This is a genomic window from Actinomadura napierensis (assembly GCF_039529375.1).
In the GTDB taxonomy this organism is placed as follows: Bacteria; Actinomycetota; Actinomycetes; order Streptosporangiales; family Streptosporangiaceae; genus Spirillospora; species Spirillospora napierensis.
This window is the reverse complement of the sequence record NZ_BAAAMR010000039.1, coordinates 66,147-80,585: the sequence shown is the minus strand read 5'-3', so window position 1 is coordinate 80,585 and position 14,439 is coordinate 66,147. Positions and strand designations below refer to the sequence as shown.

Genomic DNA, 14,439 nt, shown 5'->3' with positions numbered 1-14,439 from the left:
TTTCACCGCGGAGCGCCAGCGGAGCGGGAAACGGCCTGTTGGTCGCAACGGGGGTTCCAGGGGGTCGCCCCCCTGGGCTACACAGTTACCGGGAGCCAGGCGGGGCGGGCGGCCTCGTAGTCGGTGATGGCGTCGCCGTGGCGGAGGGTCAGGCCGATGTCGTCCAGGCCCTCCATGAGGCGCCAGCGGGTGTAGTCGTCGATCTCGAAGGTCGCGGTGTCGGCGCCCCAGCGGACCTCGCGCTTCTCCAGGTCGACGGTGATCTCCAGGGCGGGGTCCTTCTCGGTGGCGCTCTGGAGGGCCTCGACCTGCGCGTCGGTCAGCACGACCGGCAGCAGCCCCATCTTGGTGGAGTTGTTGCGGAAGATGTCGCCGAAGCGCGGCGCGATCACGACGCGGAAGCCGTACTGCTGCAGGGCCCAGACGGCGTGCTCGCGGGACGAGCCGGTGCCGAAGTCGGGGCCGGCGACCAGGACGCCTGCGCCCTCGTACCGGGGCTGGTTCAGCACGAAGCCGGGGTCCTCGCGCCAGGCGGAGAACAGGCCCTTGTCGAAGCCGGTGCGGCTGACCTGCTTGAGCCAGACGGCCGGGATGATCTGGTCGGTGTCGACGTTGCTGCGCCGCAGCGGGACGGCGCGTCCGGTGTAGGTGGTGAAGGCTTCCATGGCTCGGACTCCTTAGAGGTCGGCGGGAGCGGCCAGGCGGCCGGTGACGGCGGTGGCGGCGGCGACGGCGGGCGACACCAGGTGCGTGCGGCCGCCGGGGCCCTGCCGGCCCTCGAAGTTGCGGTTGGACGTGGAGGCGCTGCGCTCGCCCGGGGTGAGCTTGTCGGGGTTCATCGCCAGGCACATCGAGCAGCCGGCCTCGCGCCATTCGGCGCCGGAGGCGGAGATGACCTGGTCGAGGCCCTCCTCCTCGGCCTGCTTCTTGACCTTCATCGAGCCGGGGACGACCAGCATCCGGACGCCGTCGGCGACCCTGCGGCCCTCCAGGACGCCCGCGACGGCCCGCAGGTCCTCGATGCGGCCGTTGGTGCAGGAGCCGACGAAGACGGTGTCGACCTTGATGTCGCGCAGCGGCGTGCCGGCGGTGAGGCCCATGTACTCCAGGGCGCGCTCGGCGTTCTGCCGCTTCGCCGGGTCGTCGATGGACGCGGGGTCGGGCACGGACTCGCCGAGCGGCAGGCCCTGGCCGGGGTTGGTGCCCCAGGTGACGAACGGGGTCAGCCCGGCCGCGTCGATCACGACCTCCTTGTCGAAGGCCGCGTCGTCGTCGGTGCGCAGGGACGTCCAGTACTCGACGGCCTGGTCCCAGTCGGCGCCCTGCGGGGCGTTCGGGCGGCCCTCGAGGTAGGCGAACGTGGTCTCGTCCGGGGCGATCATCCCGGCGCGGGCGCCGGCCTCGATGGACATGTTGCAGACCGTCATGCGGCCTTCCATCGACAGCGAGCGGATCGCCTCGCCGCGGTACTCGATGATGTGGCCCTGCCCGCCGCCGGTGCCGATCTTGGCGATGATCGCGAGGATCAGGTCCTTGGCGGTGACGCCCTCGGGCAGCGCGCCGTCGACGGTGACCGCCATCGTCTTCGGCTGGATCTGCGGCAGCGTCTGCGTGGCGAGGACGTGCTCGACCTCGCTGGTGCCGATGCCGAAAGCCAGCGCGCCGAACGCGCCGTGCGTGGAGGTGTGCGAGTCGCCGCACACGACGGTCATGCCGGGCTGGGTCAGGCCGAGCTGCGGGCCGATGACGTGCACGATGCCCTGGCCGTCGTCGCCCATGGGGTGCAGCCGGACGCCGAAGTCGGAGCAGTTCTTGCGCAGCGTCTCGACCTGGGTGCGCGACACCGGGTCGGCGATCGGCTTGAGCAGGTCCGTGGTCGGGACGTTGTGGTCCTCGGTGGCGATGGTCAGGTCGGGGCGGCGCACCTGGCGGCCGGCCATCCGCAGCCCGTCGAACGCCTGGGGGCTGGTGACCTCGTGCACCAGGTGCAGGTCGATGTAGAGGAGGTCGGGCTCACCCTCGGCACGCCGTACGACGTGCGCGTCGTACACCTTTTCGGCCAATGTACGGCCCATCACACCCACCTCACCTGTCATGATCGTCCGGCGCGCCGTCGCGCCGGGGTCCGGTCCGGTTGATTTGCATCTCAAATTACGAGACGGCAATATCAAGACATGGACAACTCTAGCGGAGTCGGCGTACTTGACAAAGCGGTTCTCGTGCTGAACGCGCTCGAGGCCGGCCCCGCCTCACTCGCGCAGCTCGTGCAGACCACCGGCCTCGCCCGCCCGACGGCCCACCGGCTCGCCGTCGCGCTGGAGCACCACCGGCTCGTCCACCGCGACACCCAGGGCCGGTTCATCCTCGGCCCCCGCCTCGCCGAGCTCGCCGTCGCCGCCGGCGAGGACCGCCTCCTCGCCATCGCGCAGCCCATCCTCGCCCAGCTGCGCGACCACACCGGCGAGAGCGCGTCCCTCTTCCGCCGCCAGGGCGACGTCCGCGTCTGCGTCGCCGCCGCCGAGCGCACCAGCGGCCTGCGCGACACCATCCCGGTCGGCGCCGCCCTCCCGATGACCGCCGGGTCCGCCGCGCAGATCCTGCTGGCCTGGGAGGAGCCCGACCGGATGCACCGCGGGCTGCGCGGCGCCAAGTTCGAGGCCACCACGCTCGCGTCCGTCCGCCGCCGCGGCTGGGCCCAGTCGGTCGGCGAGCGCGAGCAGGGCGTCGGGTCGGTCTCCGCCCCCGTCCGCGGCGCCGGCGGCCGCGTCATCGCCGCCGTCTCCGTCTCCGGCCCCCTCGAGCGCCTCACCCGCTCCCCCGGCCGCCTGCACGCCGCCCCCATCGTCGCCGCCGCCGAGAAGATCAGCGAGGGCATGCGGCGGAGTTGACCGGGGGGGCGACCCCCGCCCCCCCGTCACGGCGCAGTGATCCGTCAGGCTCGGAGGGTCTGCATCAGGTCGTCGACGTGGGCGCGGAAGAGGGCGGGCATGTCGATGCCGTCCTGGTCGAGCAGCCACTGGGTCTGCAGGCCGTCCATGATCGCGATGATGCGGGCGGCGGTGGCATCGGCGTCGAGGTCGGCGCGCAGGTCGCCGGCGTCGGCGGCGCGGCGCAGCGCGTCCGCGACCCAGGTGCGCAGCCGGACGTAGCGGGCGCGGGCCCACGCGCGCGCGGGGTGGTCGGCGGTGACCGCCTCGCTCGTCAGCACCACGAACAGCCGGACGAGCTCGGGCGTGCGGCTGTTGTGCTCGACGACCCGGACCAGCGCGGCGAGCACGTCCAGGCCGCCGTCCGCGTCGTCGCCGTCGAAGAAGCGCTCCATGTCGCGCCGGTCGCGCAGTTCGAGGACGGCGACGAGCAGCTGCTCCTTGGTGCGGAAGTGGTGCAGCAGGCCGGGCTGGGACAGCCCGGCGCGTTCGGCGACGCGCGCGAGCGAGGTGCCGCGGTAGCCGTGCTCGGCGAACTCCTGCGTCGCGATGTGCAGGATGCGCTCGCGTCGGGCGTCGCCGGCGGCGTAGCCGCGCCGCCGGTCCGTGCTGGTCGTCACGTCACCTCACTCTACGCAGATCTAGATATAACGTACAGATAACAAACCTACCGAGTGCTCGGTATCGCGAAATAGGGTGAGCTTCGTTCGGAAACGTCCAGGAGGAGGTTCGATGTCCGTCGACGAGTCCGGCCTGCGCAAGCGGCTCGCGGAACTGACGCTCGAGGAGAAGGTCCATCTGCTGACCGGGGCCGACTTCTGGTCGCTGCGCCCGATCCCCCGGATCGGACTGCGGAAGGTGGTGCTGTCGGACGGCCCGAGCGGCATCCGCGGCACCGCCTGGGACGAGCGGAGCACGAGCCTGCTGTTCCCGAGCCCGACGGCGCTGGCCGCGACGTGGGACCCGGACCTCGCCGAGCGGGCGGGACGGCTGAACGGGGCCCAGGCCAGGGACAAGGGCGTGCACGTCCAGCTGGCGCCGACGATCAACCTGCACCGGACGCCGCTCGGCGGGCGGCATTTCGAGAACTACTCCGAGGACCCGCTGCTCACCGCGCGGATCGGCGTCGGGTTCGTCCGGGGCGTGCAGTCGGCCGGGGTGGCGGCGACGGTGAAGCACTTCGTCGGCAACGACTCCGAGACCGCCCGGATGTCCTACGACGCCCGCATCGGCGACGAGGCGCTGGACGCGGTGTACATGCGCCCGTTCGAGGACGCGGTGAAGGCCGGCGCGTGGGCGGTGATGGCCGCCTACAACCAGGTCAACGGCACGACGATGACGGAGAACCGGGCGCTGCTGACCGGTGTGCTGAAGGAGCGCTGGGGCTTCGACGGCGTGCTGATGTCGGACTGGACGGCGATCCGCTCCACCGCGGCCAGCGCCAATGCCGGGATGGACCTGGAGATGCCGGGCATGCCCGGCAACGCGTGGCGGGGGAAGCTCGTCGACGCCGTCCGCGGCGGCGAGGTCGCCGAGGACCTGATCGACGACAAGGTGCTGCGGATCCTGCGGCTCGCCGCGCGGGTCGGCGCGCTCGAAGGGTTCCCCGAGCCGGTGTCCGTGACGACGCCCGCCGACGCGCCCGCCCAGTTGCGCGCCCTGGCGGCGCGCGCGTGCGTGCTCCTGCGCAACGAGGGCGGCGTGCTCCCGCTGAACGTGCCCCGCAAGCTGGCGCTGATCGGCCCGAACGCGGTGCGGTTCAGCGCGCAGGGCGGCGGCAGCGCCCATGTGAACCCCGAGCACGTCGTCTCGCCGGTCGACGGGCTGCGGCGCGCGCTCGGCGCCGACACCGAGCTGACCGTGCGCGCGGGCGTGTACCCGCACGAGCGGCTGGCGGCGCTGCCGCTGGACATGGCCGCCGACCCGGAGACCGGCGAGCCGGGGGTGCGCCTGGAGTTCATCGACGCCGACGGCGCGATCCTCGACTCCGAGCACCGCAAGGCCGCGCGCTTCATGTTCTTCGAGGGCGTCCCGGACGCCACGGCCCAGATCGTCGTCCGCGCCGAGGTGACGCCCGCCGCCGACGGCGTGCACACCTTCGCGGTCGCCGGCGTCGGCGAGTACGACGTGCGCGTCGCGGACACGGCGGCGACGGTCAACCTGGCGCTGGACGGCGGCGACCCGGTCGAGGCGATGATGCGCCCGCCGGAGCACCGCGTCGAGGTGCGGCTCGCGGCCGGCCGCCCGGTCCCGGTGGAGCTGCGGCGCGCCTACCGGTCCGGGTCCTTCCTGACCGCGTTCGGGATCGGCTACCACGAGCCGCACCTGCCCGAGGACGAGGAGCTGGCCGCGGCGGTCGAGGCCGCCCGCGCCGCCGACGTCGCGATCGTGATCGTCGGCACCAACGACGACGTGGAGAGCGAGGGCTTCGACCGGACGACGCTCGCGCTGCCCGGCCGCCAGGACGAGCTGGTCTCCGCCGTCGCCGCGACCAACCCGCGCACCGTCGTGGTGGTGAACGCGGGCGCGCCCGTGCTGATGCCGTGGCGGGACGAGGTCGCGGCGGTGCTGTGGGCGTGGCTGCCCGGGCAGGAGGGCGGCGACGCCATCGCCGACGTCCTCACCGGCGCCGCCGAGCCGGGCGGCCGGCTGCCCACCACGTTCCCGGAGGCGGAGGACGGCATCCTGTCGCCGGTCCCCGCAGAGGACGGGTCGCTGCCGTACGCCGAGGGCGCCGCGATCGGCTACCGGCACTACGCGCCCGGCCAGGTCGCGTACCCGTTCGGGCACGGCCTGGGTTACACGACGTGGGAGTACGAGTCGCTGTCGGTGGCGGACGGGGTGGCGGAGGTGACGGTCCGCAACACCGGTGACCGGCCGGGGCGCGAGGTCGTCCAGTGCTACGCCTCGTCGGACGCGCTGCCGCTCCGGCTCGCCGGGTTCGCGGTCGCGGAGGCCGCGGCGGGCGAGCGGGCGACCGTCCGGGTCCCGCTGGACGAGCGGCTGCCCGGCGGGTGCGCGCTGCGCGCCGGACGCTCCGTCACCGACCTCCGGCTGACCGCCTGACGCCGGGGTCCGGGCCGTGCCGGGGCGGGGGCCCGGCACGGCCCGGACCAGGTCCGACAAAGCACCGCATCTCGGACCACCTTTGAAGAGTGCCCGTATCCGCCCGTGCCCCCTGGATAGCGTTGACCTCCGGACAAGGGGGTGCGCGGTGCAGATCTCCGAGCTCAGCGATCGCAGCGGCCTGACGGTCCAGACGATCAAGTTCTACATCCGGGAGGGCCTCCTTCCGAAGGGCTCGGTGGTGAGCGCCACCCGCGCGGAGTACGACCACCGGCACCTGGAGCGGCTGCGGCTGATCAGCGCGCTGCGCGAGGTCGGCGACCTGCCGGTCGCGGCGATCCAGCGGATCGTCGAGGCGATCGAGGACGAGCGGATCAGCCTGCACGAGCTGTTCGGCACCGCCCAGTACGCCATCGGCCCGCACGTCGCCGCGCCGCACGACCCGCACTGGCGGGCCGCCCGCCAGGACGTCGACGCGCTCGTCCGCGAGCTCGGCTGGGCGGTCGGCGACCGCTCCCCCGCCCGCGACCTGCTCGCGCACACCTTCGTGGCGCTGCGCCGGCTCGGCTTCCCGATCACCCTCTCCGACCTGCGCCCCTACGTGAAGGCCGCCGCCGAGGTCGCCGACCACGAGATCGGCCGCGTCGCCGACGGCGCCCCGCGCGCCCGGACGGTCCACACCCTGCTCGTGTCCACCGTCCTGTACGAGCAGGTCCTGACGGCCCTGCACCGGCTGGCCCAGGAGAACGCCTCCGCGCGCCGTTTCGGCTGACGCGAGCGGGCGAGTCATGTGGGCTTCGCATGGCGGATCTGCGAAACCTGCGCTGGTGGCATGGCTCGGCGGCGCCTAGCGTCGGCCGCACCATGACACGAATCGCTTTTCTCGGACTGGGGCGCATGGGCGCCCCGATGGCCGGCCGGCTGATCGCGGTCGGCCACGACGTGGCGGTGTGGACCCGGACCGCGGCCAGGGTCCCGGCGGAGTTCGGCGCGGCGCTCGCGGCGTCGCCCGCCGGGGCCGCCGCCGGCCGCGACCTCGTCATCACCATGCTCACCGACGCGGACGCCGTCGAGGACGTGCTGTTCGGACCCGGCGGGGCCGCGGCGGCGCTGGAGCCCGGGGCCGTGGTCGCCGACGCGTCGACGATCGGCCCGGACGCCGCGCGCCGCGTCCGGGCGCGGCTGCCGGACGGCGTCGGCTACGTCGACGCTCCCGTGGTGGGCAGCGTCCCGCAGGCGGAGGCCGGCGAACTGGAGATCCTGGCGGGCGGCGCCGGCGACGAGCTCGCCCGCTGCGCCGGCGCGCTGGAGGCGCTCGGCCGGGTCCGGCACGTGGGCCCGCCCGGGTCCGGCGCCGCGCTGAAGCTCGTCGCGAACGCGACGCTGGTCGCGAACTTCGCCGTGCTCGGCGAGGCGCTGGCGCTCGCCGACGGGCTCGGCCTCGACCGCGGGCTCGTGCTGGACGTGCTGTCCCGCACGAGCGCGCAGGCCCGGCGGCTGCGGGACGCGGTGCCCGGCGCGCCGCCGCGCTTCACTGTCGCGCTCGCCGCCAAGGACCTCGGCCTCGCGCTCGACGTCCCGGGAGCCCCGGAGGCGGGCGTCCTCGCCGCCGCACGCGCACACGCGTCCGCCGCACTGGCCGACGGCCTCGGCCCGCACGACCTCATCGCACTCGCAGACCACGCACGGAAGGAATCTCAATGACTGAGTCAAGCCGGGTGCGTGACCGGCGGGGTGGAGGTGAATGTCCGGTTGTCGCGCAACATCGCCCACAGCACGTCGACGCGGCGACGGGCCAGCGCCATGATCGCCTGGGTGTGGATCAGTCCTTCGGAGCGTTTGCGCAGGTAATAGTCGCGCGACGGGCCGGAATGGATCATGGCGGTCTGGGCGGCCAGGTAGAAGATGTGCCGCAGGCGCCGGTTGTAGTTGCGGGGGCGGTGCAGGTTGCCGGTGCGGCGGCCCGAGTCGCGCGGCACCGGCGCCAGCCCGGCGTGCGCGGCCAGGCGCCCCGCGCCGGCGTAGCCGGACAGGTCACCGACGATCGCGATGAACTCCGCGCCCAGGATCGGGCCCATGCCCGGCATGGACTCGATGATCTCGGCACGCGGGTCGGCGCGGAAGGTGTCGCGGATCTGACCGTCGGTGCCGGTGATCTGGGCATCCAGCTCCAGCAGCCGGTGCGCCAGGTCCCGCACCAGCGCCGCCGCCCGCTTCTCGCCCGGCAGGGTGGTGTGCTGGGACTGGGCGGCCGCGACGGCCTTGGCGACGGCCTTGGCGGCGACCTGGTCGGCGCCGCGCACCTTGCGGCGGGCCAGCCAGCTCGTCAAGCGGTTGACGCCGATGCGGCGCAACGCGGCCGGGGTCTGGTACTCGGTCAGCATCACGATCGGGCCCTTGGCGGCCGAGTAGTCCAAGGCGCGCTCCAGCGCGGGGCAGATGCCCAGCAGCAGGTCCCGCAGCCGGTTGACCAGCCGGACCCGGTCGGCGATCAGGTCGGCGCGGTGCCCGGTCAGCAGCCGCAGCTCGGCGACCAGCTCGGCGGGCCGAGCCAGCGGAATCAGGTCACGCCGGCGCATCCGGGCGGTGTCGGCGATGATGCGGGCGTCCTTGGCGTCGGTCTTGCCCTCGCCGCGGTAGGTGCCGGCCATCCGGTTGACGGTCCGGCCGGGCACGTAGACCACCTCCTGGCCGTGCGCGACCAGCAGCGCGACCAGCAACGCCAGCAGCAGGGTCGCGGCCTTGCCGGAGATGTCGACGGCCCACACCGCCTCGTCGGCGAGCTCGGCGACGACGGCGATCATCTCCAGGATCGCAGCCTCGTCGTTGAAGACCTTGCGCGAGAGCAGCTTGCCGCCCTCGCCGTCCAGGGCGACCGCCCAGTGGTGCCCCTTGCCGGCGTCGATACCGACCCAGACCCGTGTCCTCGGTCCACTCAACCGTCCTGCTCCGTTCCGCCGTGACCAGCACTGTCGTGGTCCACGGAGCACTCCGCCACCAGGTCCCTAACCAGCGATGTCCGCAGCTCTCAATCAGCGGTCGGAGCGTCCTGAAGGACCGGGCGGCCATTCCTTTCAAGCCATGCCAACGGCAATCACCCCATCAGCCACACCCGGTCCTCCGGGACCGCCAACATTCTTAGGGACTCCCCTATGCGCGTCACGCTCGGCAACCCCGCCACCGTCCCGCCGCCGCCGAACCCCTTCTACTCGCACACCGCGCACGTCACGGCCGGGCCGATGCTGTACGTGTCGGGGCAGATCGCGCTCACCGAGGACGGGAAGGTCGACGCGCCCGGCGACATGGCCCGGCAGTCCGAGGTGATCTTCTCGCTGCTGGAGCGGATCCTCGCGGCGCACGGCGCCGGGTTCGCGGACGTGGTCAACGTCCGGACGTTCGTCACCGATCTGAGCCGGGTCGCCGAGTACGGCGCCGTCCGGCAGCGGTACTTCCCCGGCACCGCGCCCACCAGCACGACCGTCGAGGTCGCCCGGCTGTTCCACCCGGACGCCCTGCTGGAGGTCGAGGTGGTCGCCGCCCTCCCCTAACCCGGCTCGGCGGCGACGGCCCGCAGGTCCTCCAGGAACGCGGTGACCGCCGGGGACCTGCGGGCGTGCCGCCCGACGGCGGCGTGCACGGCGCGGCTCGGCTGCTCGGGGGCGAGCGGCCGCAGCACGACGCGGTCGCGCGCCGCCGCTGCCGCCGCGAGCGCGGGCACGAGGGTGACGCCGAAGCCCGCGGCGACCAGGCCCAGCTTGGAGATCCACTCGGCCGCCCGCAGCGGCGTGCGCGGCTCGAACCCGGCGGCCTCGCAGCGGGCGCGCAGCGCGGCGACGGCGTCGGGCGTGTCGGCGACGATCCACGCCTCGCCTGCCAGCTCGCCCAGCGGGACGCGGTCCAGCGCGGCCAGCGGGTGCCCCGACGGCAGCGCGACGAGCAGCGCGTCGTCCAGCAGAGCGACCAGGTCCCCGGCGGGCAGCGCGGGGACGACGTGGGTGCTGACGACGGCGACGTCGAGGTCGCCGCCGTCCAGCAGCGCCAGCAGCCGGTCGGTGGTGCCCTCGCGCAGCGCGAGGCGCACGCCGGGGTGCCGGTCGCGGAACCGGGCCAGGGCGCGCGGGACCAGCGCCGCGTTCGCGGTGGGGAACGCGCCGACCCGCAGCGTCCCGGTGTCGAGGCGGCGCAGCCCCTCCATCGCGCGGGCCGTGTCGGCGAGCCGGTCCAGCAGGGCGCGGGCGTGCGGGAGCAGGTGCTCGCCGGCGGGGGTGGGGCGCACGCCGCGGGCGCCGCGCGCGAACAGCTCGACGCCGCAGGCGTCCTCCAGCGCGGCGATCTGCCGGGACACCGCGGACTGGGTGTAGCCGCCCGCCGCCGCGGCGGCCGTGAACGAGCCGAGGTCGGCGACGGCGACGAGGGTCCGCAGCAGGAGCGGATCGAGCGAATCGGCGCGCATCCCCGGAGGATAAGCGGCGCGTCGGCCGCGGGATCGGCTTGGTAGGCTTCTGCTCCTCTCCTCCTCCATCCCCGCAGGTCCCACCGAGGTCGCCCATGTCCGGAAGCCGCCCGTTCGTCAGCATCGCCACGGACTTCGGCGCCGCCTACACCTCGATCTGCGCCGGGGTCGTGTACACGATCGCGCCCGACGCGAACGTGCTGGTGCTCAGCGACGAGATCACGCCGTTCGACGTGGTGGAGGGCGCGATGCTGCTTCGGCAGGCGCTGCCCTACCTACCGGTCGGCGTGCACACCGGCATCGTGGACCCGGGCGTCGGGACCCCGCGCCGCCCGGTCGCGATCGAGACCGGCCGCGGCGACGTGCTGGTCGGGCCGGACAACGGTCTTCTGGTGCCGGCGGCGGAGGCGCTCGGCGGGATCGTCCGGGCGCACGCGCTGGAGAACCCGGCGTACCGGCTGCCGGAGGTGTCGACGTCGTTCCACGGGCGCGACATCTTCTCCCCCGCCGCCGCGCACGTCGCGACCGGCGTCGACGTCGCCGACCTCGGCGCGCCGGTCGAGCCGCTGCCGCTGGACCTGCCGGCCGCGGTCGCCGCGGACGGCGAGCTGACCGTCCCCGTGCTGTACACCGACCGGTTCGGCAGCCTGGTGCTGGGCGCGGAGCGCGACGATCTCGCCGCCGCGTTCGGCGCGCTGGAGCCCGGCACTCCCCTCGACATCGAATGGAGCGTTCCAGACGGGGCGTCCCGCACCGCCCGCGTCCCGTTCGAGCGGACCTTCGGCAGCGTCGCCGCCGGCGAGCCGCTGCTGTGGATCGACTCCTCCGGCTGGCTCGGCCTCGGCGTCAACCAGGGACGCGCCGCCGACGTCCTCGGCCTGGCGGGCGCCCGGACCGTCACCCTGCGCACCACCACCGGGCGCACCGCCCCGCAGTCCTGATCACCAACCCCCGCATCGCTGGAGGCACCCCCGTGACCCGCCGACCCCTCGTGGCCGCCCTGACCGGCGTCGCCGCGCTGACCCTCGCCGTCACCGCCTGCGCTCCGCAGGACGACGGCGACTCCACCGCCTCGGCGAGCAAGAGCCCCGCGTCCTGCACCAAGGACACGCTGCCCCTGAAGACACCCGGCAAGCTCACGGTCGCGACCGACAAGCCCGCGTTCGAGCCGTGGTTCAAGAACGACGCCCCGTCCAACGGGCAGGGCTTCGAGAGCGCGGTCGCGTACGCCGTCGCCGGCAAGCTCGGCTTCACCAAGGACCAGGTGAGCTGGACGACCCAGTCGTTCGAGTCGTCGTACGCGCCGGGCCCGAAGAACTTCGACTTCGATATCAACCAGATCTCAGCCACCCCGGCCCGTGAGAAGGCCGTGGCGTTCAGCGACGGCTACTACGACGTGCAGCAGGGCGTCGTGGCGCTCAAGGACGGCAAGTTCGCGAACGCGACGGGCATCGCGGACCTGAAGAAGGCGCGCATCGCCGTGCAGGTCGGGACGACCGCGCTGCAGGCGGTGCAGAACCAGATCAAGCCGGACGACCAGCCGAAGATCTTCAACACGCAGATCGACGCGGTCAACGCGCTGAAGAACAAGCAGGTCGACCTGCTGCTGGTCGACCTGCCGACCGCCTTCTACGTCACCGCCGCGCAGATCGACGACTCGAAGATCGTCGGGCAGCTGCCGCAGACCGAGGGCGGCTCCACCGAGCACTTCGGGCTGCTGATGGAGAAGGGCAGCAAGCTGGTGGGCTGCCTGAACCAGGCGATCGGGCAGCTGAGGTCGTCCGGCGAACTCGCGAAGATCCAGCAGCAATGGCTGACCTCGTCGGCCGGCGCGCCCGTCCTGAAGTGACCGCCCGATGACCGCGCAGGCGGGCGGCGAGGCCGCCTGGGTCAAGAGCGAGCGGCAACTGGAGCGTGAGCGGCGGCGCCGCCGCGCCGGCGTCCGGTCCGGGTCGCTCGCCGCCGCGTCGACCGCGGTGTGCGTCGCGATCGTGCTGGCCGTGGTGGTGACGTCGCCCGGCTGGCCGCGCGTGCACGAGACGTTCTTCAACTGGGGCGAGTTCACGAACGCGTTCCCGGACGTGCTGCGCGGCTTCTGGCTGAACGTGCGGATCTTCCTGATCGCCGAACCGGTGATCCTGGTGCTCGGGATGCTGGTCGCGCTCGCACGCGGGCTGCGCAATCCGCTGTTCTTCCCGCTGCGGGCCCTGGCCGTCGCCTACACCGACGTGTTCCGCGGCATCCCGACGATCCTGCTGGTGTACCTGGTCGGGTTCGGGCTGCCCGCGCTGCGGTTGCAGGGCGTCCCCGACAGCCCGGCGGTGCTCGGCGGGTTCGCGCTCGTGCTGTCGTACGGCGCGTACGTCGCGGAGGTGTTCCGCGCGGGCATCGACTCGATCCATCCGAGCCAGCGGGCGGCGGCCCGGTCGCTCGGGCTCAGCAAGACGCAGAGCCTGCGGTTCGTGGTACTGCCGCAGGCGGTGCGCCGGGTCGTCCCACCCCTGCTGAACGACTTCGCGTCGCTGCAGAAGGACACCGCCCTCGTCGCGGTGCTCGGCCCGCTGGAGGCGCTGCGGCAGGCGCAGATCCACTCGGCCACCAACTTCAACTACACGCCCTACCTGGCCACGGCGGTGCTGTTCATCGCGCTGACCGTGCCGATGGCCCGGTTCACCGACCATCTCGCGGTGCGCGCCGAGCGCCGCCGCGCCCCCGGAGGCGGCACATGAGCGGACCGCTGCTGCGCGTCGAAGGCGTCTGGAAGACCTACCACGCGCATCCGGTGCTGCGCGGCGTCGACCTGGACGTCGCGCCGCACGAGGTCGTCTGCCTCATCGGCGCGTCCGGGTCGGGCAAGTCGACGCTGCTGCGCTGCGTGAACGTGCTGGAGACGGTGGACGACGGCGCGATCTTCCTGGAGGGCGACGACATCACCGACCCGGACGCCGACCCTGACGAGGTCCGCAAGCGGATCGGGATGGTGTTCCAGGCCTACAACCTGTTCCCGCACATGTCGGTGCTGGACAACATCACGCTGGCGCCCGTCCGGGTGCACAAGCGGCCGAAGGCGGAGGCCGCCGAGCAGGCGCACGAGCTGCTGAAGCGGTTCGGCCTGGCCGACAAGGCCGGCGAGTATCCCGACCGGCTGTCGGGCGGCCAGCAGCAGCGCGTCGCGATCATCCGGGCGATGGCGACGCGGCCGAGCCTGCTGCTACTGGACGAGGTGACCTCCGCGCTCGACCCGGAGCTGGTCACCGAGGTGATGGGGATCATCCGGGAGCTGAAGGAGTCCGGGATGACGATGGTCCTGGCGACCCACGAGATGGGGTTCGCCCGCGACATCGCCGACACGGTCTGCTTCCTGTCCGACGGCGTGCTGCTGGAGCGCGGCCCGGCCGATCAGATCTTCGAGGAGCCGGCCGAGCCGCGCACGCGGGAGTTCCTGCGCCGCGTCCTGGAATCCCGCCGCCTCTAGGCTGGTCGTCGTGGCGGATCTGGACGTGGTGGCGTGGGTGCGGGTCGTGGACGGGCGGCTGCTGACCGTCCGGTCGCGGGGCCGTGACCTGCTGTACCTTCCCGGCGGCAAGCGGGAGCCGGGCGAGGACGACTGGTCGGCGCTGTCCCGGGAGGTCCGCGAGGAGCTGGGCGTCGAGCTGGACCGGGCGTCCTTCCGCGGGCTCGGCGTGATCCGCGCGCCCGCGCACGACCAGCCGGACCACACGCACGCGCGGATGGCGTGCTTCACCGCGTCGTACCGGGGGTCGATCGCGGCGTCGGGCGAGGTCGACGAGTACCTCTACGTCGCGCCGGCCGACCGTCACCTGCTCGCCCCGGCGTCCGAGTCCGCGCTGGACCTGGCGATGGAGCACGGCCTGCTGTCCTGACCGCCCTGCTGTCCTGACCGCCCCGCTGTCCTCGCCCTGGTGGCCGCGGCCGGCCCGAGGGTCGCTTCGGCGGGTGAGCGCGCGCACACGGGCAGTCGATTTTGGGACC

General features: G+C 73.4%; 15 protein-coding genes. 10 read left to right on the top strand and 5 right to left on the bottom strand.

Going from position 1 to position 14,439, the window contains the following annotated elements; translation table 11 throughout:
* Positions 1 to 77 precede the first annotated feature (77 nt).
* A complete protein-coding gene (gene leuD, locus ABD296_RS22420; protein ID WP_344270238.1) occupies positions 78 to 665 on the bottom strand; it encodes a 3-isopropylmalate dehydratase small subunit in 588 nt (195 codons plus the stop codon).
* Positions 666 to 677: 12 nt separating this feature from the next.
* Positions 678 to 2,075 (bottom strand): 3-isopropylmalate dehydratase large subunit, encoded by a 1,398-nt coding sequence (gene leuC / locus ABD296_RS22415; RefSeq protein WP_344270236.1) that lies wholly within the window; start codon positions 2,073 to 2,075, stop codon positions 678 to 680.
* Positions 2,076 to 2,174: 99 nt separating this feature from the next.
* Here leuC and ABD296_RS22410 point away from each other — a divergent pair, with 99 nt between their 5' ends.
* Positions 2,175 to 2,888: an IclR family transcriptional regulator gene (locus ABD296_RS22410; protein WP_344270235.1), complete on the top strand. Its 714-nt coding sequence runs from the start codon at positions 2,175 to 2,177 to the stop codon at positions 2,886 to 2,888.
* 44 nt (positions 2,889 to 2,932) lie between these two features.
* On the opposite strand, the gene ABD296_RS22405 is transcribed toward ABD296_RS22410, so the two are convergent.
* Positions 2,933 to 3,547 carry a TetR/AcrR family transcriptional regulator gene (locus ABD296_RS22405; protein WP_344270232.1) on the bottom strand — a complete coding sequence of 205 codons (615 nt, stop codon included), beginning with the start codon at positions 3,545 to 3,547 and terminating at the stop codon, positions 2,933 to 2,935.
* A 112-nt stretch (positions 3,548 to 3,659) separates the two neighbouring features.
* Between ABD296_RS22405 and ABD296_RS22400 the strand changes: the two genes are divergently transcribed.
* From ABD296_RS22400 to ABD296_RS22390, 3 genes are all read left to right on the top strand, one after another.
* On the top strand, positions 3,660 to 5,993 hold the full coding sequence (locus tag ABD296_RS22400; RefSeq protein ID WP_344270229.1) for a glycoside hydrolase family 3 protein: 2,334 nt from the start codon (positions 3,660 to 3,662) through the stop codon (positions 5,991 to 5,993).
* A 148-nt stretch (positions 5,994 to 6,141) separates the two neighbouring features.
* A complete protein-coding gene (locus tag ABD296_RS22395; RefSeq protein ID WP_344270226.1) occupies positions 6,142 to 6,765 on the top strand; it encodes a MerR family transcriptional regulator in 624 nt (207 codons plus the stop codon).
* Between the two features lie 29 nt (positions 6,766 to 6,794).
* Positions 6,795 to 7,697, top strand: a complete 903-nt coding sequence (locus ABD296_RS22390) for an NAD(P)-dependent oxidoreductase (RefSeq protein ID WP_344270223.1) — start codon at positions 6,795 to 6,797, stop codon at positions 7,695 to 7,697.
* Between the two features lie 5 nt (positions 7,698 to 7,702).
* Here ABD296_RS22390 and ABD296_RS22385 read toward each other — a convergent pair whose 3' ends face one another.
* Positions 7,703 to 8,932: an IS110 family RNA-guided transposase gene (locus tag ABD296_RS22385; protein ID WP_344270221.1), complete on the bottom strand. Its 1,230-nt coding sequence runs from the start codon at positions 8,930 to 8,932 to the stop codon at positions 7,703 to 7,705.
* Positions 8,933 to 9,145: 213 nt separating this feature from the next.
* On the opposite strand from ABD296_RS22385, the gene ABD296_RS22380 reads away from it, so the two are divergent.
* Positions 9,146 to 9,541 carry a RidA family protein gene (locus tag ABD296_RS22380; protein WP_344270218.1) on the top strand — a complete coding sequence of 132 codons (396 nt, stop codon included), beginning with the start codon at positions 9,146 to 9,148 and terminating at the stop codon, positions 9,539 to 9,541.
* Here the strand turns inward: ABD296_RS22380 and ABD296_RS22375 are convergent.
* Positions 9,538 to 10,446, bottom strand: coding sequence for a LysR family transcriptional regulator (locus ABD296_RS22375; RefSeq protein ID WP_344270216.1), 909 nt, complete (start codon positions 10,444 to 10,446; stop codon positions 9,538 to 9,540). The two genes, ABD296_RS22380 and ABD296_RS22375, sit on opposite strands and share 4 nt — an antisense overlap.
* A gap of 95 nt (positions 10,447 to 10,541) precedes the next feature.
* Here ABD296_RS22375 and ABD296_RS22370 point away from each other — a divergent pair, with 95 nt between their 5' ends.
* Genes ABD296_RS22370 through ABD296_RS22350 form a run of 5 tightly spaced genes read left to right on the top strand, consistent with a single transcriptional unit; the run spans position 10,542 to position 14,330 of the window.
* Positions 10,542 to 11,387 carry an SAM hydrolase/SAM-dependent halogenase family protein gene (locus ABD296_RS22370; RefSeq protein WP_344270215.1) on the top strand — a complete coding sequence of 282 codons (846 nt, stop codon included), beginning with the start codon at positions 10,542 to 10,544 and terminating at the stop codon, positions 11,385 to 11,387.
* Positions 11,388 to 11,419: 32 nt separating this feature from the next.
* Positions 11,420 to 12,295: an ABC transporter substrate-binding protein gene (locus tag ABD296_RS22365; protein WP_344270213.1), complete on the top strand. Its 876-nt coding sequence runs from the start codon at positions 11,420 to 11,422 to the stop codon at positions 12,293 to 12,295.
* 7 nt (positions 12,296 to 12,302) lie between these two features.
* Complete coding sequence (locus tag ABD296_RS22360) at positions 12,303 to 13,175, top strand: amino acid ABC transporter permease (RefSeq protein ID WP_344270211.1); 873 nt, start codon at positions 12,303 to 12,305, stop codon at positions 13,173 to 13,175.
* Positions 13,172 to 13,921, top strand: a complete 750-nt coding sequence (locus ABD296_RS22355) for an amino acid ABC transporter ATP-binding protein (RefSeq protein ID WP_344270209.1) — start codon at positions 13,172 to 13,174, stop codon at positions 13,919 to 13,921. Before ABD296_RS22360 ends, ABD296_RS22355 begins: the two co-directional genes overlap by 4 nt.
* A gap of 10 nt (positions 13,922 to 13,931) precedes the next feature.
* Positions 13,932 to 14,330: an NUDIX hydrolase gene (locus ABD296_RS22350; protein ID WP_344270207.1), complete on the top strand. Its 399-nt coding sequence runs from the start codon at positions 13,932 to 13,934 to the stop codon at positions 14,328 to 14,330.
* Positions 14,331 to 14,439: the final 109 nt, after the last annotated feature.

Coding starts and splice junctions, on each gene's coding strand:
- leuD (WP_344270238.1), bottom strand. CDS start 665: ATGGAAGCCTTCACCACCTACACCGGACGCGCCGTCCCGCTGCGGCGC.
- leuC (WP_344270236.1), bottom strand. CDS start 2,075: ATGGGCCGTACATTGGCCGAAAAGGTGTACGACGCGCACGTCGTACGG.
- ABD296_RS22410 (WP_344270235.1), top strand. CDS start 2,175: ATGGACAACTCTAGCGGAGTCGGCGTACTTGACAAAGCGGTTCTCGTG.
- ABD296_RS22400 (WP_344270229.1), top strand. CDS start 3,660: ATGTCCGTCGACGAGTCCGGCCTGCGCAAGCGGCTCGCGGAACTGACG.
- ABD296_RS22390 (WP_344270223.1), top strand. CDS start 6,795: ATGGCGGATCTGCGAAACCTGCGCTGGTGGCATGGCTCGGCGGCGCCT.
- ABD296_RS22380 (WP_344270218.1), top strand. CDS start 9,146: ATGCGCGTCACGCTCGGCAACCCCGCCACCGTCCCGCCGCCGCCGAAC.
- ABD296_RS22375 (WP_344270216.1), bottom strand. CDS start 10,446: ATGCGCGCCGATTCGCTCGATCCGCTCCTGCTGCGGACCCTCGTCGCC.
- ABD296_RS22370 (WP_344270215.1), top strand. CDS start 10,542: ATGTCCGGAAGCCGCCCGTTCGTCAGCATCGCCACGGACTTCGGCGCC.
- ABD296_RS22360 (WP_344270211.1), top strand. CDS start 12,303: ATGACCGCGCAGGCGGGCGGCGAGGCCGCCTGGGTCAAGAGCGAGCGG.
- ABD296_RS22355 (WP_344270209.1), top strand. CDS start 13,172: ATGAGCGGACCGCTGCTGCGCGTCGAAGGCGTCTGGAAGACCTACCAC.